This is a genomic window from Ureibacillus sp. FSL E2-3493 (assembly GCF_038077515.1).
Lineage (GTDB): Bacteria > Bacillota > Bacilli > Bacillales_A > Planococcaceae > Ureibacillus > Ureibacillus halotolerans.
In genome coordinates this window covers 1,038,252-1,058,931 of record NZ_JBBOPK010000001.1, presented here as the reverse complement: position 1 = coordinate 1,058,931, position 20,680 = coordinate 1,038,252, and the positions used below count along the sequence as shown (strand labels likewise).

General features: G+C 35.9%; 19 protein-coding genes and 1 pseudogene. 2 read left to right on the top strand and 18 right to left on the bottom strand.

What is annotated here, in order from left to right:
* Positions 1–197: 197 nt before the first annotated feature.
* A complete protein-coding gene (locus MHH69_RS05475; protein ID WP_122970318.1) occupies positions 198–1,850 on the bottom strand; it encodes a DAK2 domain-containing protein in 1,653 nt (550 codons plus the stop codon).
* 18 nt (positions 1,851–1,868) lie between these two features.
* The gene (locus MHH69_RS05470; protein ID WP_122970317.1) at positions 1,869–2,231 is read right to left on the bottom strand and encodes an Asp23/Gls24 family envelope stress response protein; all 363 of its coding nucleotides are present in this window, start codon (positions 2,229–2,231) and stop codon (positions 1,869–1,871) included.
* 325 nt (positions 2,232–2,556) lie between these two features.
* Here MHH69_RS05470 and rpmB point away from each other — a divergent pair, with 325 nt between their 5' ends.
* Positions 2,557–2,745 carry a 50S ribosomal protein L28 gene (gene rpmB, locus MHH69_RS05465; protein ID WP_036202868.1) on the top strand — a complete coding sequence of 63 codons (189 nt, stop codon included), beginning with the start codon at positions 2,557–2,559 and terminating at the stop codon, positions 2,743–2,745.
* Between the two features lie 132 nt (positions 2,746–2,877).
* Here the strand turns inward: rpmB and MHH69_RS05460 are convergent, their stop codons facing one another.
* The 16 genes and pseudogenes from MHH69_RS05460 to MHH69_RS05385 all read right to left on the bottom strand — a co-directional run bounded on the left by MHH69_RS05460 (position 2,878) and on the right by MHH69_RS05385 (position 18,487).
* Entirely contained in the window at positions 2,878–4,089 is a 1,212-nt protein-coding gene (locus MHH69_RS05460; protein ID WP_341362952.1) for an ISL3 family transposase, read from the bottom strand.
* A 254-nt stretch (positions 4,090–4,343) separates the two neighbouring features.
* On the bottom strand, positions 4,344–4,445 hold the full coding sequence (locus MHH69_RS05455; protein ID WP_122970316.1) for a stage V sporulation protein SpoVM: 102 nt from the start codon (positions 4,443–4,445) through the stop codon (positions 4,344–4,346).
* A gap of 15 nt (positions 4,446–4,460) precedes the next feature.
* Complete coding sequence (locus tag MHH69_RS05450) at positions 4,461–5,111, bottom strand: thiamine diphosphokinase (protein WP_122970315.1); 651 nt, start codon at positions 5,109–5,111, stop codon at positions 4,461–4,463.
* Position 5,112: 1 nt separating this feature from the next.
* Entirely contained in the window at positions 5,113–5,778 is a 666-nt protein-coding gene (gene rpe, locus MHH69_RS05445) for a ribulose-phosphate 3-epimerase (RefSeq protein WP_122970314.1), read from the bottom strand.
* A gap of 2 nt (positions 5,779–5,780) precedes the next feature.
* Positions 5,781–6,662 (bottom strand): ribosome small subunit-dependent GTPase A, encoded by an 882-nt coding sequence (gene rsgA, locus MHH69_RS05440; RefSeq protein ID WP_122970313.1) that lies wholly within the window; start codon positions 6,660–6,662, stop codon positions 5,781–5,783.
* An 11-nt stretch (positions 6,663–6,673) separates the two neighbouring features.
* The gene (gene pknB, locus MHH69_RS05435) at positions 6,674–8,677 is read right to left on the bottom strand and encodes a Stk1 family PASTA domain-containing Ser/Thr kinase (protein WP_341361864.1); all 2,004 of its coding nucleotides are present in this window, start codon (positions 8,675–8,677) and stop codon (positions 6,674–6,676) included.
* Between the two features lie 2 nt (positions 8,678–8,679).
* A complete protein-coding gene (locus MHH69_RS05430) occupies positions 8,680–9,429 on the bottom strand; it encodes a Stp1/IreP family PP2C-type Ser/Thr phosphatase (RefSeq protein WP_122970311.1) in 750 nt (249 codons plus the stop codon).
* 13 nt (positions 9,430–9,442) lie between these two features.
* A complete protein-coding gene (gene rlmN / locus MHH69_RS05425) occupies positions 9,443–10,582 on the bottom strand; it encodes a 23S rRNA (adenine(2503)-C(2))-methyltransferase RlmN (protein ID WP_122970310.1) in 1,140 nt (379 codons plus the stop codon).
* A 31-nt stretch (positions 10,583–10,613) separates the two neighbouring features.
* Positions 10,614–11,969, bottom strand: coding sequence for a 16S rRNA (cytosine(967)-C(5))-methyltransferase RsmB (gene rsmB / locus MHH69_RS05420; protein WP_122970309.1), 1,356 nt, complete (start codon positions 11,967–11,969; stop codon positions 10,614–10,616).
* The gene (gene fmt, locus MHH69_RS05415) at positions 11,966–12,907 is read right to left on the bottom strand and encodes a methionyl-tRNA formyltransferase (protein ID WP_122970308.1); all 942 of its coding nucleotides are present in this window, start codon (positions 12,905–12,907) and stop codon (positions 11,966–11,968) included. Before fmt ends, rsmB begins: the two co-directional genes overlap by 4 nt.
* A 2-nt stretch (positions 12,908–12,909) precedes the next feature.
* A complete protein-coding gene (gene def, locus MHH69_RS05410) occupies positions 12,910–13,401 on the bottom strand; it encodes a peptide deformylase (RefSeq protein ID WP_122970307.1) in 492 nt (163 codons plus the stop codon).
* A 61-nt stretch (positions 13,402–13,462) separates the two neighbouring features.
* Positions 13,463–15,877, bottom strand: coding sequence for a primosomal protein N' (gene priA / locus MHH69_RS05405; protein WP_341361863.1), 2,415 nt, complete (start codon positions 15,875–15,877; stop codon positions 13,463–13,465).
* A gap of 5 nt (positions 15,878–15,882) precedes the next feature.
* Positions 15,883–16,428: pseudogene (gene coaBC, locus MHH69_RS05400) on the bottom strand (bifunctional phosphopantothenoylcysteine decarboxylase/phosphopantothenate--cysteine ligase CoaBC); the annotation flags it as partial.
* A 156-nt stretch (positions 16,429–16,584) separates the two neighbouring features.
* The gene (gene rpoZ, locus MHH69_RS05395) at positions 16,585–16,809 is read right to left on the bottom strand and encodes a DNA-directed RNA polymerase subunit omega (protein WP_122970304.1); all 225 of its coding nucleotides are present in this window, start codon (positions 16,807–16,809) and stop codon (positions 16,585–16,587) included.
* 4 nt (positions 16,810–16,813) lie between these two features.
* Entirely contained in the window at positions 16,814–17,431 is a 618-nt protein-coding gene (gene gmk / locus MHH69_RS05390; RefSeq protein ID WP_122970303.1) for a guanylate kinase, read from the bottom strand.
* 180 nt (positions 17,432–17,611) lie between these two features.
* Positions 17,612–18,487, bottom strand: a complete 876-nt coding sequence (locus MHH69_RS05385) for a YicC/YloC family endoribonuclease (RefSeq protein ID WP_122970302.1) — start codon at positions 18,485–18,487, stop codon at positions 17,612–17,614.
* A gap of 257 nt (positions 18,488–18,744) precedes the next feature.
* Between MHH69_RS05385 and MHH69_RS05380 the strand changes: the two genes are divergently transcribed.
* The gene (locus MHH69_RS05380) at positions 18,745–20,427 is read left to right on the top strand and encodes an Rqc2 family fibronectin-binding protein (protein ID WP_122970301.1); all 1,683 of its coding nucleotides are present in this window, start codon (positions 18,745–18,747) and stop codon (positions 20,425–20,427) included.
* Positions 20,428–20,680: the final 253 nt, after the last annotated feature.

Genomic DNA, 20,680 nt, shown 5'->3' with positions numbered 1-20,680 from the left:
ATCTCCCCCTTAAACGATTATTCTATTCCAGATTCATAGAAAATCATTTCGATAATGTCTTTTAATTTAAGCCTAGTTTATCATGAACATTCTATGACATTCAAAATAAATAGTTTTCTAAAAATTTGTACACCCACGGTTGTCTTTATAAAAAATATAGCCTTCCCTATAATTTATGAGAAGGCTATCAAGATGGATTATTCGATTGATAAAATAAACGGATATAAGGATTGTTTTCCCTCTACAATTTCTACTTCAGCATCTGGATAATGACTTTCGATAAAGCTTGAAAGTTCATTCGCTTGCTCTGCTGTTGCATCTTCTCCGTATAAAATAGTAATAATTTCTGAATCTTCATCAACTAATTCAGAAACGACCTTTTTTGCTGCCTCTAACATTTTAGGCGTTGATAAAATGATTTTTCCTTCTGCTAAAGCCATATAATCATCTTTGCGAATTTCGACACCATCAATGGAAGTATCACGTACCGCAAAAGTTACCTGGCCAGTCTTCACATGGGAAAACGCCTCAGTCATTCCTTCTTTATTATCTTCTACGGAAGCTTCAGGATTGAAGGCTAAAATAGCAGCCATTCCTTGAGGAATTGTTTTCGTCGGTACGACTGCAGCTTCTATATCTAATAATTCTACAGCCTGCTCAGCAGCCATTAAAATATTTTTGTTATTCGGTAAAATTAATACACGTTCAGCTTCAATTTCTTTCACCGCTTTAACAATATCTTCTGTAGAAGGGTTCATCGTTTGTCCACCTTCTATAACATAAGAAGCGCCGATGCTGCGTAAAAGATTCGCTATTCCTTCACCCATGGCAATCGTTACAACCGCATATGGATGTTTTTCTTTTTTCTTTGCTGGAACCACTGCTGAATCGGAATGGTCATTGACAATAGCAGAATGTTGCTCTCGCATGTTATCTACTTTAATTTTAATTAAGCTACCATATTTTTGACCTGCAGAAAGTACAGCTCCCGGTGTTTCAGAGTGAATATGTACCTTTGCAATTTCGTCATCGGAAACAACTAGTAAAGAATCTCCCATGACATTTAACTCTTCACGGAACTTCATTTCATCAAACGGCTCTTTATCTTTTTCTAATCGAACCATAATTTCAGTACAATAGCCAAAAACAATCTCTTCCGTACTCATAAAATCTTGTGCCCGGTGATGTTCAGCACTAATTAAATCATCAAGGGATGCATCGTTACGTTCTGGAAGCGCTTCACCTTTTAGAGATGCAAGAAAGCCTTCATAAACGAAAAGTAAACCTTGTCCACCACTATCTACTACACCAACTTCTTTTAAAACCGGCAGTAAGTCAGGGGTACGATCCAATGATTTTTTCCCTTCAGCAACTAATGCTTCCACCACTTTAATAATATCAGTTTCCGTTTCTGCAACTTCTACTGCTTTTGCAGCAGCTTCACGGGCAACGGTTAAAATTGTACCTTCTACAGGTTTCATTACAGCTTTATAGGCCGTATCAACACCCGCTTGAAACGCATTTGCTAAGCGATAGGCATCAATTTCTTCTTCTTTTTCTATCGCTTTTCCGAATCCACGGAATAACTGGGACAAAATAACCCCCGAATTTCCTCGGGCTCCCATTAATAATCCTTTTGATAAGCTCTGGGCAGTTTTCCCAATATGTTTTTGTGCATTTACTTCTGTTTCTTTAGCACCAGATGTCATGGACAAATTCATATTCGTACCAGTATCTCCATCGGGAACTGGAAAAACATTTAAAGAGTCAACATAACTTGCATTTTGTGATAGGTGATGGGCACCCATCTGCACCATTTCGGCAAATTTGATTCCGTCTAGTGACTTCATCCGATTTAAATCCTCCTCTTACACATTCATAACACGAACGCCTTGAACAAAAATGTTAACTGATTTAACGCTCATACCTAATGTTTTATTTACTGTGTATTTTACTTTTGATTGAACTTGATAGGCTACTTCAGAAATTTTCGTTCCATAACTAACTATAATATACATGTCAATATGAAGGTCTTGTCCTTCTTGACGAATAATAACGCCTTTAGTAAAGTTTTCTTTTCGTAAAATATCTGTTAAACCATCTCGAATTTGGTGTTTTGATGCCATACCAACAATACCGTAGCATTCAATTGCAGCTCCACCAGCTATTTGTGCAATTACATCATTTGAAATATCAATTTGTCCGAAATCATTATTAATTTCTACTGACATAAATTTGCCCCCTTGGCTCTTTTTGACTAATCTATATTGTACTACACAAAAATTCATTATAAAAGAAAACGTTAGCATCCGTCTACTTAATTACTGGAATCCGTCGATTTCCCTTCTATTCCAATATGCTTTATGTATACTATGATAGTGCTTTTATATAGCATTTCCATTTTCTCCGACTTTTTTCTAACTGTAAAGGATTTTTTCTTGAAAGGTTATGTGAAATAGGTTGCAACGATTTGTTGTCTATGTTAAATTATTATAGTATGTGAAATAAAGAACTGAAAAACAATCTTTCAGATTCATCTGTAAGGAGGGAATATACATGCCTAAACAATGTGTAGTAACTGGTCGTAAAACTCGTTCAGGCAACAACCGTTCACACGCTATGAACGCTAACAAACGTACTTGGGGTGCAAACTTACAAAAAGTTCGTATTCTAGTGAATGGTAAACCAAAACGTGTATGGGTATCTGCTCGTGCTCTTAAATCTGGTAAAGTTGAACGCGTATAATCAACTTCCATCATTGAAAACATCGGTTTTTACAAATTATGTAAAAGTCGATGTTTTTTTATGTACTAGAAAAAACTATATTAAAAAGGTTCTAAGTCAAATGTTGGGGTGAGCATTTAGCTCACTCCTAATTTATGCGACCCGAACATCTATATTTTTATATTGATGGTGTAATAACACCTTTAATCTGAATCGATCAAATCGTTTAAACCCAAACGCATTTCTTTTAATAACCTTCGTTTGGTTATTAATGCCTTCGACATAACCATTATTCAAGTTATAGGCAAAGCTATTCATAATCTCCTTCTGCCAATTTTGAAAGGTTTCTATTGCCTTTTTAAATTCAACTAATCCGGAAGACTTTACTAAATCATAATAGCTATATAATCTTTCTTTTACTTCTTTTAAATTATTCGGTGCTAATTGTTTAGCTATTTCAAACCATAATCGATAAGCCTCTTTCAATTCATAAGCCTTTTTTAATTCAGGTGACTTTTCTAAAAAGTAATTTAAATACCATAATTGCTTTTCGGTTAAATCCTCATAGTGCTTATAAAAGACATGACGCATTCTTTTACATTTCTTACGTTGGTAATCGTCAAAGGCTTTCTGTTCCTTCCTTCTCACTTTTTCTAAAGCCCAGTATATATAACGACAAAAATGAAATCGGTCAGCTACGACAACAGGGCGTCCTAATGCTTGATCAACAGCTGCTTTGAAAGAATGACTCATATCCATAACGACAACGTTTACGTTATCTCCATGTTTTCTTAAATAAGCTACCAGCGTTTCTTTTTTACGATCTTTTAAAATATCTAATGGTCTCCTATTAATAGGGTCAGCAATGACCGTTTGATACTTTTCACCACCTGCATCCCCTTTATATTCATCTATTGCGATGACTTCTGGTAACTGTTTAGTCTCCGTTAACATAGAAGAACTAATTTTATCAAAATGGCGCATTACGGTTGTCGGTGAAGTGTCAAAACGATCAGCCACATCCTTAAAATTTTTACCATGGATGATTTCAATCGCCAACGCCTGTTTGTACTCTATGGACTGTCTTTGATACCACTCTACTAAGGAATTATCTTCGTAAAATCGTTTCCTACAATCTTTGACTTCACAAACATACCGACGTTTTCGATAGAATAGGAATGTTCTTCTACTAAAAATACTATTATGTTTGATCTTCTGAATTCGATAATCATGTACGCGTTCGGTTAATTGACCACAACACGGACAACGATGAGCTTTCCTCTCCAACTCCAAATGAAGTTCATAGTAACCGTCTTTTTCCAATGATTTCGTAATGATAAACTCTTCTAATCCTGGTAAAGTCATGTTAAAATTCAATTACACGCATCTCCCTTTTGTTTTGTTTATTGGTCTAAACAAAGTCTAACAAAATTAGGAGATTGCGTGTTTATTTTTTCTGAATTTTATCTGTACCCCAACAAATATTTTAGAGCCATTAAAAAAGAACTGCCCTATCAATTTTAGAGGACAGTTCCTTCTTTTTTACTGAAAGTATTCCCAAATGCATTTGTTTTAATTTATAGGCGTTTTGGAAAATCAAATAAGTAATGAAATAAAAATTATTCCTTTTTCTTCTTCTTCCCGCCGCCTGTAAATAAATTAATGCAACTACGTGTAAGGCTACTAACAATTTTCGGCAATTGAAATGTATAAACTCTCAAACGCTGGCCTCCTTTTTAATCACTGCTTCTTATCATTAAACATATGCCTGATGAAAAAGAGATATACCCAAGCTCAGAAATCAATTCATTACTAGTAAAGCGAGATGTACCAATTTCAATTGTTTCATTTGTAGTCTCGTATTTTACACCACGTAATGTCACATTTTCTACTTCCTTTTCATAAGCAAAAAATGAAATATATCGATACTTTTCATCTCGTAATATAGTATGTTTGCCAGGCAATAGTATGCAAATTTCGTTATGGGAGTTTATAATTTTTATTTTTGTTTTTTGATTTAACATTTGAAAGCGATACATGGAACGAATGGCTGCCTCAAAATGATCTAAACGTCCACCTGTTACACCCGTTAAATAGATTTCTGACGGGTCGTATTTCATTGCCTTTAATAAAGCTAAATCGGTGTCCGTTTCATCTTTCTCAGCTTGAACTTTTTCAACGTTTTCAACGAGTGTAGATACTTTGATCCATTCTTCTTCTGATAACGAATCAAAATCTCCGACAATTTCCTTTGGCATAATTCCTTCTTCAATTAAATAAAGAGACCCTCTGTCAGCACCAATAAATATGACATCTTTTAATTGAAACGGTTTAAAAGAACATAGCTCCTGCTTCGGTCCACTAGAACAAATTACAACAGTTGTCATACTATTGAACAACGGCCTCGCCAGCTAATTTAATCTCTTGCAAAGCCTTCGTGCGATCTTCTTTGTTAAATATTGCTGAACCTGCCACAATCATCGTTGCTCCTGCTTTAGCACAAGGTACAACCGTTTCTGCCGTAATTCCACCATCAACTTCAATTTCAATGTTTAATCCACGTTCTTTAATGATTTTAAATAATGCCTCAATTTTTGGAACGACTGAAGAAATAAACTTTTGACCACCAAATCCAGGATTAACGGTCATAAATAATACAAAATCAATATCCTCCAAAATATGTTGAATCGATTCGATTGGTGTATGAGGATTTAATACAACGCCCGGTTTCACATTAAAGGATCGAATCAATTGAATCGTGCGATGCAAATGTCGACATGCTTCCACATGTATTGAGATATAATCAGCACCAGCTTTCGCAAATTGTTCGATATAACTTTCTGGGTTTTCAATCATTAAATGAACATCAAGAGGTAAGTTCGTAATCGGACGTAAAGCTTCCACAACGATAGGACCCATTGTAATATTCGGAACAAAATGGCCGTCCATTACATCGATATGAATGAGTTCAGCTCCTGCCTTTTCTACTTCTTTTACGTCTTGTCCTAATTTTGCAAAATCGGCTGCAAGAATGGATGGTGCAATTTTAATCATCATTAGTACCTCGGCTTTCGATCAAGTATTTCTTGTAAAAATTGTTGATAATGTTCATAGCGGTAAGAAGGAACTTCTTCCCTTTCTAGCGCTCCCTTTACAGCACATTTCGGCTCTTTTATATGCAAGCAACCTCTAAACTTACATCCTTCACTAAGCCGCTCAAATTCAGGGAAACAAGAAGTTAACTCTTCTTTTTCAATTGTATCAAAATCAAAGGAGCTAAAACCAGGTGTATCAGCTAATAACCCACCACAAACTTCAATTAGCTCTACATGGCGGGTTGTATGTTTTCCTCGACCAAGACTGTGGGAAATATCACTTGTTTGTAACTTTAATTCTGGTAATAACGTATTTAGCAAAGTAGATTTACCAACTCCAGATTGACCGGCTAAAACAGAAGTTTTCCCTTCTAAAACCGGTTGCAATCGTTCAAGTAAAGTTTTGTCATTTTTATAAGTTTCAATGATTTCATATCCAATGGATTTGTAATCATCGATATATTTTGTTAACTTAACCCGTTCTTCTTCATCCAATAAATCCATTTTTGTCAAACAAATAATTGGATTTACACGGAATGATTCCAGTACAACTAAAAATCGATCCAATAATATCGTATTAAAATCTGGTTCTTTTACTGAAAAAACTAAAATTGCTTGATCAACGTTAGCAATAGGGGGGCGTACTAATTCGTTCATTCTCGGATGAATTTTCATTATGTAGCCATCCGATTCCCCTTCTTTTGTATAATCGACAAAGTCGCCGACAAGCGGTGATTCCCCTCGATTTCGGAAAACACCGCGCCCTCGGCATTGAATTAACTCACCGTTTTGGTAAACATAATAATAACCGCTTAACGCTTTACGGATTTGGCCTTCAGCCATTTTTTCACTCCTTATTCTGCCCTATCATAGGGTATTGTCTCTTCTGCAATGTTAGTGGAATCACGTTCAATTCGATAGGCCGCTGTTTCTCCCTCAGCAATTTCTAATTGAATTCGATAATTCGTATCCTCCGTTATCGTGAATTCGTCATAAGGCTCCACCATCGAATGGGTCTTGTCTTCAATGAAAATTCGAACTGATTGTATTTCACCTAATTGAAACGGTTCGTAAGGAATTACAATATCTTTATAATACATTTTTACTTGTTTTTCAGCAGGACCTTTAGAAAGAACGACTTCAATTGTTCCGCCTTCTTCTAAACTTGAATTCGCCTTTGGATTTTGGGAAATTACTTCACCAGCGGGAACCGTATCAGAGTTTTCTTCACTATCTATTTCAACATTAAAGCCTGAGCTTTTTTCATACTCTTCTAATTCCGCCTCATCATACCCTGTTAAGTCTGAAACAGTTACTTCATTTTTTCCTTGACTTACTTTTAAAATAATTGTCGTTTCACTCGGAACAACCTCTTCTCCAGCAGAAGGCTGTTGTTCAACAATTGTACCTTCCGGCTCATCCGAATAGACTTGTTGAATATCAAAATCTTGATAATCGCTATTCTCTAAAATTGAAGTGACTTGATTAATTTGTTTTCCAACATAATCATCCACTTCAATTTTTTCATTACCTAAGCTAACAACTAATTCGATTTCTGTCCCTTCAAGACGGCTTAAACCAGCCTTCGGATTCGTTTTTATTACTAACCCTTCTTCTACTTCATCAGAATGGGCTTCTTTTTGTTCACCTATAGCAAATCCTTCACTTTCAAGTATTTCAATGGCTTCTTCAACTTCCATATTCGATACATCAGGAATTTCTATTTTCTTTGGACTTAACAAATTAAAGGCAAGGACAGAACCTAGAATAATAATGGCAATAATGGCCACAATAATGGCTACCATTTTTCGACGATTCTTTTTCTTAATGTTGTTCTTATTATTTTTCTTATCTTTTTCTTTAACAGGTACTTCTTTTTGAGCTTTTTCCGGCTTTACTCGTTCTGCCTTTTCCGTTTTTTGAGAATTCACCTTCGTATTAGCAATGTCGCTAAACGGTAAAGAATCTTTAATAATAGGAATTGCCTTTGTTTCATCATCATCAACGGGTGGTTGGAATTTCTTTTCCGACAAACGTTCTGGAGATAATACTGTTTGTAAGTCCTCTTCCATTTCCTCTACAGAAGAATAACGATGCAGGGGATTTTTAGCTGTTGCCTTCAAAATAACATTTTCCAAACTTTGTGGAATGGATGCGTCCAAAGCTCTTACAGAAGGTGTTTCCGTTTGTAAATGTTTTAAAGCGATAGATACTGCCGATTCACCAGAAAACGGTAATTCCCCCGTTAATAACTCATACAACACAATCCCTAACGAATAAATATCCGATTGATTCGTCGCAGTACCACCCCGTGCTTGTTCAGGAGATAAATAATGGACTGTTCCAATAACAGAGTTTGTTTTCGTATAGCTTGTAGCACTTAAAGAAGTTGCGATCCCAAAGTCTGTTACTTTCACATTTCCTTCATTATCCACTAAAATGTTTTGCGGTTTAATATCACGATGAATAATTTGATTTTCATGGGCATGGGCAATGGCAGAAGTTAATTGTTTCATAATTTGAACACTTCTAGCTGGTGATAAAGGCGAAAACTCATTTATGTATTGTTTTAATGTTTTGCCTTTTATATATTCCATGACGATGTAGTGCATATCTTGATCTTCCCCAACATCGTAAATACTAACGATATTTGGATGAGTTAAACTTGTCGCCGATAATGCTTCCCTTTGAAAACGCCGATGAAATTCTTCTTCGTTTGACGCATCATAACGTAAAACTTTAACCGCCACATCACGATTTAAAATCATATCATGAGCCAAATAAACATTCGACATTCCACCGCCGCCGATAAGCTCCAGTATTTTATAACGGTCATTAATTCTTTTTCCCTTTAGCATAGTTACACCTCCTCATCGTTCATTGATAATAAAATGACCGATATATTATCTTCTCCACCTGAATCGTTTGCTAACTGCACTAGTTTTTTTCCTTTATTTTCAATTGAAAGGGGTAAAGTTAGAATAGCAGCCATTTCATCAGTTGAAATTTTATTACTTAAACCGTCTGAACAAATTAATAAATAGGACGGTTGAAATAGGCTTAATTCGTAAAAATCAGGTTCTATCGTCGATTCAGTTCCAAGGGATTTTACGATAAAGTTTTTTTGCGGATGGTTTTCTGCTTCCTCTTCACTAATTTCTCCATTCTCAACTAGTAAATTAACGTAAGAATGATCTCTTGTAACAAGAGATACATTTTCAGAAGTAAAATAATAAACTCTACTATCTCCGATATGGCCAATTAAACATTGATTACCGTCGATTAAAACCGCGATTAATGTTGTCCCCATACCTTGGCAACCTTCAGTAATGAGAGAGTGATTATATATTTTTTCATTGATTGCTTTAATCACTTCCAACATCCATTGTTTTTTTGCTTCAATCGTGTTTAATTGTGTGACATTTACATTAAGAAAGTGGGTTTTCATTTCCTCAATCGCCATTTCACTGGCCACATCACCAGCATTATGTCCACCCATACCATCTGCTAATATCGCAAGTTTAAAGGAATCGGGATGCTCTAAAAAAGCAACCCGATCTTCATTTACCATCCGTTTTCGTCCAATATCACTTTCGACTGTATACTTCACAGTAGTCACCCACCTACTTTATTTCATCTTGGCGTTCTTGCGCTCGTAACTGGCCGCATGCTGCTGCAATATCAGCACCTTGTTCACGACGAATTGTTACGTTAATTCCACGTTTCTTCAAAGTTTTTTCAAAGGCAAATATACTGCTACGTGAAGTTCTTACATAATCACGCTCTGGTACATAGTTAATAGGAATTAAATTAACATGACACTTAATCCCTTTAATTAAATCCGCTAATTCCTCTGCCACTTCAACAGAATCATTTTCACCTGACATTAAACCATATTCAAAACTTACACGACGACCCGTTTTCTTCGTATAATAACGTACCGCTTCTAAAAGTTCATCAAGTTTATAGGCGCGAGCAATAGGCATTAATTTTTGACGTGCTTCTTGGTTTGGTGCGTGTAAAGAAACAGCGAAATTAATTTGTAATTCTTCATCTGCAAATTTGTAAATCTTCGGTACGATTCCTGATGTGGAAACGGTAATATGACGAGCACCGATATTTAATCCTTTATCATTATTGATGACCTTTAAGAAATTCATCATCGCATCATAGTTATCAAACGGTTCCCCAATTCCCATGATAACGATATGGGATACCCGTTCACCTGCTTCATCTAATTCTTTTTGTACTTTTACAACTTGCTCTACAATTTCACCTGCTAATAAATGACGTTTTAAACCACCAAGGGTTGATGCACAAAATGTACAGCCAATACGACAGCCAACTTGCGTTGTTACACAAACAGAATTTCCATAATCATGGCGCATTAATACCGTTTCAATGGAATAACCATCTTGAAGTTGGAATAAAAACTTAATCGTTCCATCTTTCGATTCTTGTTTAATGATGGTTGATAGTGTTGTTAAAGCAAAGTTTTCTTTTAATTTTTCACGAAGGGATTTTGATAGATTCGACATTTCGTCGAAGGTTTTCACTCGTTTATCATATAACCATTCATAAATTTGACCAGCTCGGAAAGGTTTCTCCCCATTCTCTTTCAACCATTCTTGTAACTCATCAATTCTTAACGAATAAATGGATTCCTTTAGTTGAGGTTTTTCTTTTTTCACACGTCGAGCTGGCTTTTGTTCAGCCTCTTCTACTAGGTCTTGAATACGTTCATTAAATTTATTTTGATCCATTTGTGTTAGGATTCTCCTTTTTTATTTCTAACTAATCTTGCTTTTTTCTAAAAGTTGCTACAAAGAAACCATCGCTGCCGAAATCTTGAGGGAATACTTGTAGCATTCCACTTTGACTGCGATCTACAAGTTCCTTCGGTAAATTTTCTATTTCAATCGATTCCATTTCTGGATGGGTCGCTAAAAATGCCGATACAGTGTCTTCATTTTCTTCCTTATTGACTGTACAAGTGCTATAAACTAATCGCCCACCTTTTTTAAGGACTTTCACAGCATTGTTTAATAGTTCAAGCTGAATCGTATGGAGGCGAGACAAGTCTTCTTCCCGTTTTGTATATTTAATGTCCGGTTTACGTCTCATCACACCTAATCCTGAGCAAGGAGCATCAACTAAAACGGCATCAAAGGATTCAGCTTGTAAAAGTTCCGCAGCCTTCCGACCATCGATTGGTGCCGTTTGAATAATATCTAACCCTAAGCGGACACTTGTTTCGTCGATTAAATCTAATTTATGTGGGTGTAAATCTGTTGCTAAAATAGAACCTTCATTGGCCATTAATTCAGCCATATGAGTTGTTTTTCCGCCTGGTGCCGCACACATATCAAGGACACGCCATCCTCGTTTTGGATTTAACGCATTTGCCGGCATCATCGAACTTTCATCTTGAATCGTAATAAAACCATCTTTAAATGCTTTTGTCCTCGATGGTTGACCTGTTAAGAAATGTAAACACTCAGGCATTATTTTACTTTGTTTTGCTGAAACACCTTCTTGTTCCAGCATTAAAAGTACTTCTTGAACCGATGCTTTTGTCATATTCACTCGAACGGTTGGAATTGGTGGAACATTGTTTTCTTGTAACATTTCTGTTGTGCGCTCAAGACCATAAGAATTAATAAATCGCTCGACTAGCCATTTTGGATGACTCGTTTCAATAGCTAATCGATGAATAGGATCCGTAATCCCCTCTGTTGAACGTACACCTTGACGTAAAATCGACCGGAGGATGCCATTTACTAATGAAGCGATTCCTTTATGTCCTCTACGTTTTGCAATTTCCACTGATTCATTCACGACCGCATGATCAGGAACCCTGTCTAAGTACAGCATTTGATATAGGGAAAGGCGAAGAAGCCAATTTACCCAAAGGTCTATTTTCCCGCGGATAAAAGGCTCTAAATAATAATCTAATGTATATTTATGTTGCAAGGTTCCGTAAGTTAATTCGGTTAGAAGGGCTCGATCTTTTGCTTCAATTTTATATTTATTAATCGTTTGATTAAGTAGTAAATTACTGTATGCTTGATCTTTATCAACTGCTAAAAGGATGGCTAATGCGGCATCGCGCACATTACCGTTCCAAATTGGTACTTTCTTTTTTGTCATTCAAATTGGTCCCCTATCACAAGTTTTGACCCCGTTCCGCGCAAGTAATCTTGCGCCGTCATCCGTTTTTTGCCCGCTGGTTGAAGTTCAAAAACAATGATTGTTTTTCCGTCACCACAAGCGACCTCAAAACTATCTTTATTAATTTTCACAACTTTACCTGGCGCATCCTTTGTTAAAGTATCTCCCTCTTTAACTAACCAAATTTTCACATTCTCACCTTGAAAAGTTGTGTAAGCGGTTGGCCATGGCGTTAATCCACGAACTTGATTAAAAACAGTTCTTGCACTATTGGACCAATGAATTCGTTCTTGCTCCCTTGAAATATTATGGGCAAAGGTTACCTTTTCTTCATCTTGGGGAATACGTTCATTTTTCCCTTCAATAATAAGGGGTAACGTAGATTTTAAAAGATCTCTTCCGACAAGGCTTAATTTTTCAAACATAGTACCTGTATTATCAGTATCCTCAATAGCAATCTCAGCCTGAGAAATAATATCCCCCGCATCTAATTTTTCCGCCATGTACATAATCGTTACGCCGGTTTTCTCTTCCCCATCTATAATTGCTTGATGGATTGGTGCTCCACCACGATATTTCGGTAATAAAGATGCATGAACATTAATACAACCGAAACGAGGTGCATCAAGTAAAGTCTTTGGTAAAATTTGACCAAAGGCAGCAGTTATGACAATATCAGGATTTAACGATAAAATTTGTTCCAATTCTTGAGAACCACGTAATTTTTCTGGTTGGATGACAGGTAAACCTAAACGTAATGCTTCTTCTTTTACAGGAGGAGGTGTTAATACCTTTTTCCGGCCGACCGGGCGATCGGGTTGAGTGACGACTGCTAATACGTCATACCCTTCCTCATGAATCATTCGTAATATAGGTACTGAAAAAGAAGGTGTCCCCATAAATACAACTGAAGTCATTTTTACTCCTCCTCACCATACATTTCTGCTAGCTCTTCCTCCGGTACAACACGAATTAATTTTGAATCAAATAAAACCCCATCTAAATGGTCAATTTCGTGTAAAATGGCACGAGCATCAAAACCGCCAGCTTCCAATTCGTATACTCTTCCTTCACGATCACAAGCTTCAATTTTTACATATGTCGGTCTTTCTACTTCTCCAAAAAGATTTGGAAAGCTTAAACACCCTTCTATATCAACTTCTGACCCAGAAGTTTCTAAAATAGTTGGATTAATCATTTCTAATATATCTCGTTCTCCACCTAATTCAACAATTGCTACACGTAATGGAACATTAATTTGAGGCGCCGCTATTCCAACACCATCATATTCCACCATTGTGTCGTATAGGTCATCAAGAAGTGTAATAATTTCTTCGTTAATTACTGTAACTTCTTTACATTTTTCTGTTAGTACCTTTGCAGGATGTTTTACAACTTCTTTAATTGCCATTATTTTACCTCTTTCTACACTTCTTTAAGCAGCAAGGAAATATTCCTAACCAAAAAATCGTTTAAATCATTGTTGGATCTAAATCAACAGTCAGGATAATTCCCTTTTTAATCCAATCCGAACGGTATAACTTAATAAGTTGTAATAATGTCGGGATTAAATTTGGTTCTATTTTGTATTTTATCAAACATTGATAGCGATATCTATTTTGGAGACGACTGATTCCAGCTGTAGTCGGCCCAATGATGGAAATGTTAAAGGACAGTTTTGAACGTAACCAATCAGCAGCTTTTCCAGCATATTCCGCCGCCATCATGACATCATGATGGGATATTTGAATTAACGCTAAATAGTAATATGGAGGGTATCCAGCTTGATGACGCATATGCATTTCCCGTTCATAAAACGGTTCATACTCCTGGGACTTAGCTAATTCAATAGCATAATGTTCTGGTGTATATGTTTGAATGACTACTTCCCCTGGCTTACTATGTCGTCCAGCTCGTCCACTTACTTGAGTTAATAATTGGAATGTCTTTTCCGCAGCACGGAAATCTGGTAAATGGAGAGATGTATCCGCACTTAACACCCCTACTAATGTAATATTTGGATAATCAAGTCCTTTAGCAATCATTTGAGTGCCTAATAAAATATCCGCTTCCCCGTCACCAAAGGCTTGCAATAGTTGCTCGTGGGACCCCTTAGTTTTCGTCGTATCCACATCCATTCTTAACACTCTAGCTTCAGGAAATAATTTTGCAATCTCTTCTTCCACTTTTTGTGTTCCTGTACCAAAAAATCGGATATGATCACTTTGACATTGGGGGCATGTTTTAGGGACATGAATTTCATAGCCACAATAATGACATTTACATTTTTCATTACTACGATGGTAAGTTAATGAAATGTCACAGTTTTCACATTGGAGAACCGTTCCACAGTCTCTACAAAGAACAAAGGCCGAATAACCTCTACGATTTAAAAATAAAACGATTTGTTCTTTTCTTTCTAATCGAATTCGAATGGATTCTACTAATTGTTGAGAAAACATCGAACGATTTCCCTGTTTCAATTCATCTCGCATATCGACTACTTGAACAGTTGGTAACGACTGTTTTAAAGCACGTTCTTTTAATGTTAATAATGTATAAACCTTTTTCTTTGAGCGGGCAAAGGATTCTAATGATGGTGTGGCACTGCCTAATATAACTGGACATGAGTGGTAATTACTACGCCAAATCGCTACGTCTCTTGCATGATATCGTGGTGAATCTTCTTGTTTGTAAGTGGACTCATGCTCTTCATCTAAAATAATGATACCTACATTTTCAAAAGGAGCAAAAATAGCGGAACGGGCCCCGACAACAACTTTTACTTTCCCTTGATGTACCTTTCTCCACTCATCATATTTTTCACCAACGGATAATTCGCTGTGCATGACCGCAACTAGCTCTCCAAAACGGGAACGGAATCGCTCCGTCATTTGAGGGGTTAAGGAAATTTCCGGAACAAGTACAATCGCTTCTTTTCCTTCTTCTAAACATTTAGCAATCGCTTGTAAATATACTTCCGTTTTCCCACTACCTGTAATACCGTGCAATAAAAAGGTTTCAGGTTGTTTACGGTTCATTGCATCAGTTATTTTATAAAGGGCCGTAGACTGCTCATCTGTTAAATTTAAAAAATCTGTTTTTTTCACATCTTTTGTAAATGGATCACGGTACACTTCTTGTTGAATAAAAGAAGCGGCACCTAATTCAATTACAGCCTGTAACACTTGAGAAGATGTATTTAATTCTTTATAAATAATATCGGGCTCCATTATTTCCCCTACATGATTGAACATCCACTCCACAAGGAGCTTTTGTTTTTTAGCCCGTTTCGAAATGTTGTTAAAGATTTCAGTTAATGTTTCACGTTCTGGACAAATTCGTACTTTTCTTACTTCCTTCACTTTTCCCTTTTGTTGCACGACATTTTCCAAAGAAACCATTTTTTCTTTTAATGCTTTCTTAATGTCCGGAAGTAGATTATTTTTTTCAAATTGTTTCAAATATACCCGTTCAGATTTCTCAAACCATTCTTTTAATGAAGATGGTAAATGTTCAACATCCGTTTGCAATGTAATAACCTTTTCATATTTTGCACGCAAAGCAGAAGGTAGCATAACTTGCAAAGCATCAATTTCGTAACAAATTGTTTCATTTTTTAACCATTTGGCCAACTGTAACATTTCACCCGTTAAAACAGGTTCAATATCAAGTATTTGAGTAATAGGCTTAATCTTTTCAAGAGGAACATCTGTATCGTTTTTTAACGCCACAACAAATCCAAGTACATTTCGTGGTCCAAATGGTACTTTTACTCGACTACCGCACTCCATAATATTTGTCATTTCTGCAGGGACTAAATAATCGAAGGGGCGATCGACAGGATAGGCTGCGACATCTACGATTACCTCCGCAACGGTTATCATCCCTTTTTCGCTTCCCCTTCAAAAAATTCGACCACAATTTGTGTAATTTTTTCTGGTTCTTCTAAACGACCCTTTCCAACATACCCACACGCTAAAAAACCTTCCGACGGTTCGATAAATGAACAACCATCTTCTGCTAATTGAGCAATATTTCGTTTCACAGCTGGATGATCATACATATGTACATTCATGGCTGGAGCAAGCCAAACGGGACAAGTTGCTGCAAGTAAAGTAGTTGTGACCATATCGTCTGCAATACCATTTGCCAATTTTCCGATGACATTAGCCGTTGCTGGCGCTACTAAAATTAAATCAGCCCAATCCGCTAAATCAATATGGGCTATGACCTTTGAATCTTTTTCATCAAATGTATCGTAATAAACGTCGTTTTTAGACATCACTTGAAAACTTAATGGTGTGACAAATTTACGAGCTGACTCTGTCATAATGACTTTCACATTAAAATTTGCCTGTGTTAGTTTACTTACAAGGGCTACCGCTTTATAAACCGCAATGCCACCTGACACACATAATAATATATTTTTTTGCATGACTCACTCATCCTTTCAAATGACAAGCTCCCAAAGAATAATTCTCCGGGAGCTAATAGATCGTCATATCTTCAACTAATTATAAACAAAAAACCATTTAGAACTTCAATGAAAACGACTTAAACAAATAGAAGTTACTTCGTAAACTTTCTGAAATTAAATTTCGTCCTCGTAAATTGTAGAAGCATCTTGTTTCTCTTTCTTTAATAGACCAGCTGCTACTTCTTCTAAAGCTTTCCCTACTGGTTTATGGGAAACGTAGGATTCTAATTGCTCGTCACCTTGTTCTTGCATTTGACGAGCACGTTTTGATGCAAGACTTACTAAAGAATATTTTGAATCGATTTTACTTTTTAAAGCATCAACAGATGGGTACAACATAAAATTATTCTCCTCTCAACATAGACAAATATCTTTTTTCAACACGGTCACGACGACAATGTTCCGCAACAATGATAGCATTTATTTTATCACATGCATTCTGAATTTCATCATTTTCTACAACGTAATCATATAAACTCATCATTTCGAGCTCTTCCCGTGCTGTTTCAATTCTTTTTTTAATAATTTCCTCTGTTTCAGTACCGCGTCCAATTAAACGATTCTGTAACTCGGTAATACTTGGGGGTGCTAAAAATATAAAGAGGGCTTCAGGAGCTTTTTCACGAATTTGTGCCGCTCCTTGAACTTCTATTTCTAAAAATACATCTCGGCCTGCATCCAATGTTTCATTGACATAAGCAAGCGGAGTCCCATAGTAGTTACCAACAAACTCGGCATGTTCTAACAAACCGCCTTCTTCGATAAGCGTTTCAAACTCTTCCCGAGTTTTAAAAAAGTAATCCACACCATCGACTTCACCTTCACGCGGAGCACGAGTTGTCATTGAAATCGAATATTCATAATTTGTGCCGGCCTTTGAAAAAAGTTCTTTACGTACTGTCCCTTTACCGACACCGGATGGGCCCGATAGAACAATTAATAAGCCTCGTTCTTTTCTCATTGTTCTCAACTTCTCCCTTGCTAAACTACTATTACAATTATTTTATGATGTTCCTTATTAGAAACATTAGAAATGACTGGAGTAGTCGAATCGTCTAAACGTTAATTCGACTCCATTCACAAACTTCAATGAGCATGAAAACTCGTTCCTAAAAAAATTCCATATAACAGCATAAACCAATTATTCAATATTTTGTACTTGTTCTCGCATTTTTTCTAAAATTGTTTTTGCTTGAACAACTTCAATTGAAATATCAGCATTTTGATTTTTAGAGCCAATTGTATTAATTTCACGATGCATCTCTTGCATTAAAAAGTCTAGCTTGCGGCCAACTGAATTCGCTTCTTCCAGCGTTCCTTCTAATTGTTTAAAATGACTTTCAAGGCGATCCAATTCTTCTGCAATATCTACTTTTTCTGCGAAAATAGCGACTTCTGCAAGTATACGTTCATCTATACTATCTAAATGAACAACTTCCATAATTCGTTCATTTAATTTCGCTCGATATTTATTTACCGAATCAGTGGATAGAGCACGAATTTGCTGAATATGTTCTTTTAATTGAGTATTATAGCACAATAAAGCGTTTTTTAACTGATTACCTTCTAACTCACGCATTTCAACTAATTTTTCGGCTGCTTCTTTTACAGCATCTTCAATAGCTTCTTTTATTTCTTCTGGCGTCAACTCTTGTTTTTCATACGTCAACGCATTTTCCAAAGAAAGCAGTTCTTGCATAGACCATTTTTCATCAAAGGGGACTACTGAGCTTAATTGCTCCTTTGCCTGTTTATAAGCTTCAATTAATGGCCAATTGATTTGAATAGATAGAGAATCGTTCCCTAAGGATTTCAAATTTACAACGACATCTAATTTTCCCCGCTGTACATATTGGGATAATAGTTTTTTAGTAGCTATTTCAGCTTCTAGCCAGTCCTTAGGAAATTTTGTATAAACTTCTAAAAAACGATGATTTACAGAACGAACTTCAACAGTTAGTTGATAGTTATTCGTAGTTGTGACACCTCTGCCAAAACCAGTCATACTACGCACCAAGGTTCGTCACACCTTTCTTTGCATACTATTTTTAGTATAACACATCCTGAGCCTTAATTTAATGTTAGACGTATGCAAAAAGTAAATGTTGAATGCAACGATAAAGAACTATAGTATAATATGTTATATATTTTTGTCTTTGAACTACATTTTATAATGAAATATCGTTGTAAATGAAGTCTTACTAATTTTTATATGGATTTCTAACCATATAGGATTGATCGAAGATTACGTGAAAGAAGAAAAGAGGAAATAACATGGCTTTTGATGGCTTATTTACAATAGCAATGGCAAATGAATTAAAACAATTAGAAACAGGTCGTATTACGAAAATTCATCAGCCAAACGCCCTTGAAATTATGTTACATATTCGTGCTAAAGGGGAGAATTATAAACTATTATGTTCGATTCACCCGGCCTATGCGCGGGTTCATTTAACAGAACATTCGATTGATAACCCAGCTGAACCACCAATGTTTTGTATGCTTTTAAGAAAACATATTGAAGGCGGTATTATTCATACAATTTCAACCGATTCCTTTGAACGAATTTTAACTTTTAATATCGAAAGTAAAAATGAAATTGGAGATCAAGTTTTTCGCAAGTTGACAGTCGAGATTATGGGGCGTCACAGCAATATTATGTTAATCGATGATGAAAACGATAAAATTATTGATAGTTTAAAACATCTACCACCATCTGTTAATAGTTATCGTACCGTCTTACCCGGTCAACCGTATATTGCCCCTCCAAAACAAAATAAAGTCAATCCAGCTACGATGACCGATGACGAAATACAACAATTTTTCGCAGAAGAAAAAACAGCAAAACACGTTGTTGAGCATTTAAAAGGGTTTTCACCTATTCATGCAAACGAACTTTTATATCGTATAAAACAAAATGATATACTTCCTACTTTTAAAACTTTTTTAGAAGAAATTGTTGCTGGTGCACATCCCACTTATATAGAAGTAGATAAAAAAACTTATTTTTCACCAACAACATTAACCCACTTGAAAGGTCAAAAAACCCAATATGAGTCATTAAGCACCTTATTAGATCGGGTATTTTATGCCCGGGCTGAACGGGATCGGGTAAAGCAGCAGGCTGGAGATTTGGAACGTTGGCTTCAAAACGAACGCAATAAATTAACTTTAAAATTAAAAAAACTTCAAAAAGATTTGGATAATGCTTCGAATCTAGATAAATTTCAACTTTATGGTGAACTCTTAATGGCCCATTTATATCAATTCGAAAAGGGTATGAAAGAAGTAACCGTAACGAACTACTACAGTGAGAACGGGGAGCAAATAACAATACCTTTAAGCGTTAGAAAAACACCAGTTGAAAATGCCCAAAGTTATTACACGAAATATAATAAAGCAAAAAATGCTTTAGTTATGGTAAAAGAACAAATCGAAAAAACGGAAGATGAAATTCAGTACTTTGATATGTTAATGGCACAAGTGCATCAAGCATCCCCTTCGGATATAGAGGAAATTCGCGAAGAATTAGCGGAACAAGGTTACTTAAAAATGCGCAATAGTAAACGGAAGAAAAAGCCGACTAAACCTTCTCCAGAACAATTTGTATCCTCTTCTGGAATCCCCATTTCCGTTGGGAAAAATAATAAACAAAATGATTATTTAACTTTTAAAATAGCAAAAAAGACAGACATTTGGTTGCATACAAAAGATATTCCAGGATCCCATGTCGTTATCCATTCCAATGAACCAGATGACAAAACTTTATTTGAGGCTGCCACTTTAAGTGCTTATTTTAGTAAAGCTCGCGATTCTTCTTCAGTTCCCGTTGACTATACGGAAATTCGGCAAGTGAAAAAACCGAATGGAGCAAAGCCTGGCTTCGTTATTTATTTCGAACAAAAAACCCTTTTTGTAACACCCGACGAAGAGCTCGTACTAAAACTAAAAAAATAACTTTACAAAGATGAAGGCGATTGGTGGAGAATTCAATTTATTCTTACCAATCCCTTTTTGTTTTACCGTAATAACTCCCCTATTTCTTTCTATTTATCTATCTACCATTCCCCAAAATAGAAATGTCGAATTTTGAAAACTAAAAAACTACAAATTTCGATTTAAAAGTAACTATTTTGTAATGTATTCCCAATCTATTATCATATATTATTAAAATTAGAAAAAGTTGACTAAATATTATATTTATTCTATT

What these genes read in the sequence shown, in the direction of transcription:
- MHH69_RS05475 (WP_122970318.1), bottom strand. Translation starts at nt 1,850, where the DNA reads ATGAAGTCACTAGACGGAATCAAATTTGCCGAAATGGTGCAGATGGGT.
- MHH69_RS05470 (WP_122970317.1), bottom strand. Translation starts at nt 2,231, where the DNA reads ATGTCAGTAGAAATTAATAATGATTTCGGACAAATTGATATTTCAAAT.
- rpmB (WP_036202868.1), top strand. Translation starts at nt 2,557, where the DNA reads ATGCCTAAACAATGTGTAGTAACTGGTCGTAAAACTCGTTCAGGCAAC.
- MHH69_RS05460 (WP_341362952.1), bottom strand. Translation starts at nt 4,089, where the DNA reads ATGACTTTACCAGGATTAGAAGAGTTTATCATTACGAAATCATTGGAA.
- MHH69_RS05450 (WP_122970315.1), bottom strand. Translation starts at nt 5,111, where the DNA reads ATGACAACTGTTGTAATTTGTTCTAGTGGACCGAAGCAGGAGCTATGT.
- rpe (WP_122970314.1), bottom strand. Translation starts at nt 5,778, where the DNA reads ATGATTAAAATTGCACCATCCATTCTTGCAGCCGATTTTGCAAAATTA.
- rsgA (WP_122970313.1), bottom strand. Translation starts at nt 6,662, where the DNA reads ATGGCTGAAGGCCAAATCCGTAAAGCGTTAAGCGGTTATTATTATGTT.
- pknB (WP_341361864.1), bottom strand. Translation starts at nt 8,677, where the DNA reads ATGCTAAAGGGAAAAAGAATTAATGACCGTTATAAAATACTGGAGCTT.
- rlmN (WP_122970310.1), bottom strand. Translation starts at nt 10,582, where the DNA reads ATGGATCAAAATAAATTTAATGAACGTATTCAAGACCTAGTAGAAGAG.
- rsmB (WP_122970309.1), bottom strand. Translation starts at nt 11,969, where the DNA reads ATGACAAAAAAGAAAGTACCAATTTGGAACGGTAATGTGCGCGATGCC.
- fmt (WP_122970308.1), bottom strand. Translation starts at nt 12,907, where the DNA reads ATGACTTCAGTTGTATTTATGGGGACACCTTCTTTTTCAGTACCTATA.
- def (WP_122970307.1), bottom strand. Translation starts at nt 13,401, where the DNA reads ATGGCAATTAAAGAAGTTGTAAAACATCCTGCAAAGGTACTAACAGAA.
- priA (WP_341361863.1), bottom strand. Translation starts at nt 15,877, where the DNA reads ATGATAACCGTTGCGGAGGTAATCGTAGATGTCGCAGCCTATCCTGTC.
- rpoZ (WP_122970304.1), bottom strand. Translation starts at nt 16,809, where the DNA reads ATGTTGTACCCATCTGTTGATGCTTTAAAAAGTAAAATCGATTCAAAA.
- gmk (WP_122970303.1), bottom strand. Translation starts at nt 17,431, where the DNA reads ATGAGAAAAGAACGAGGCTTATTAATTGTTCTATCGGGCCCATCCGGT.
- MHH69_RS05380 (WP_122970301.1), top strand. Translation starts at nt 18,745, where the DNA reads ATGGCTTTTGATGGCTTATTTACAATAGCAATGGCAAATGAATTAAAA.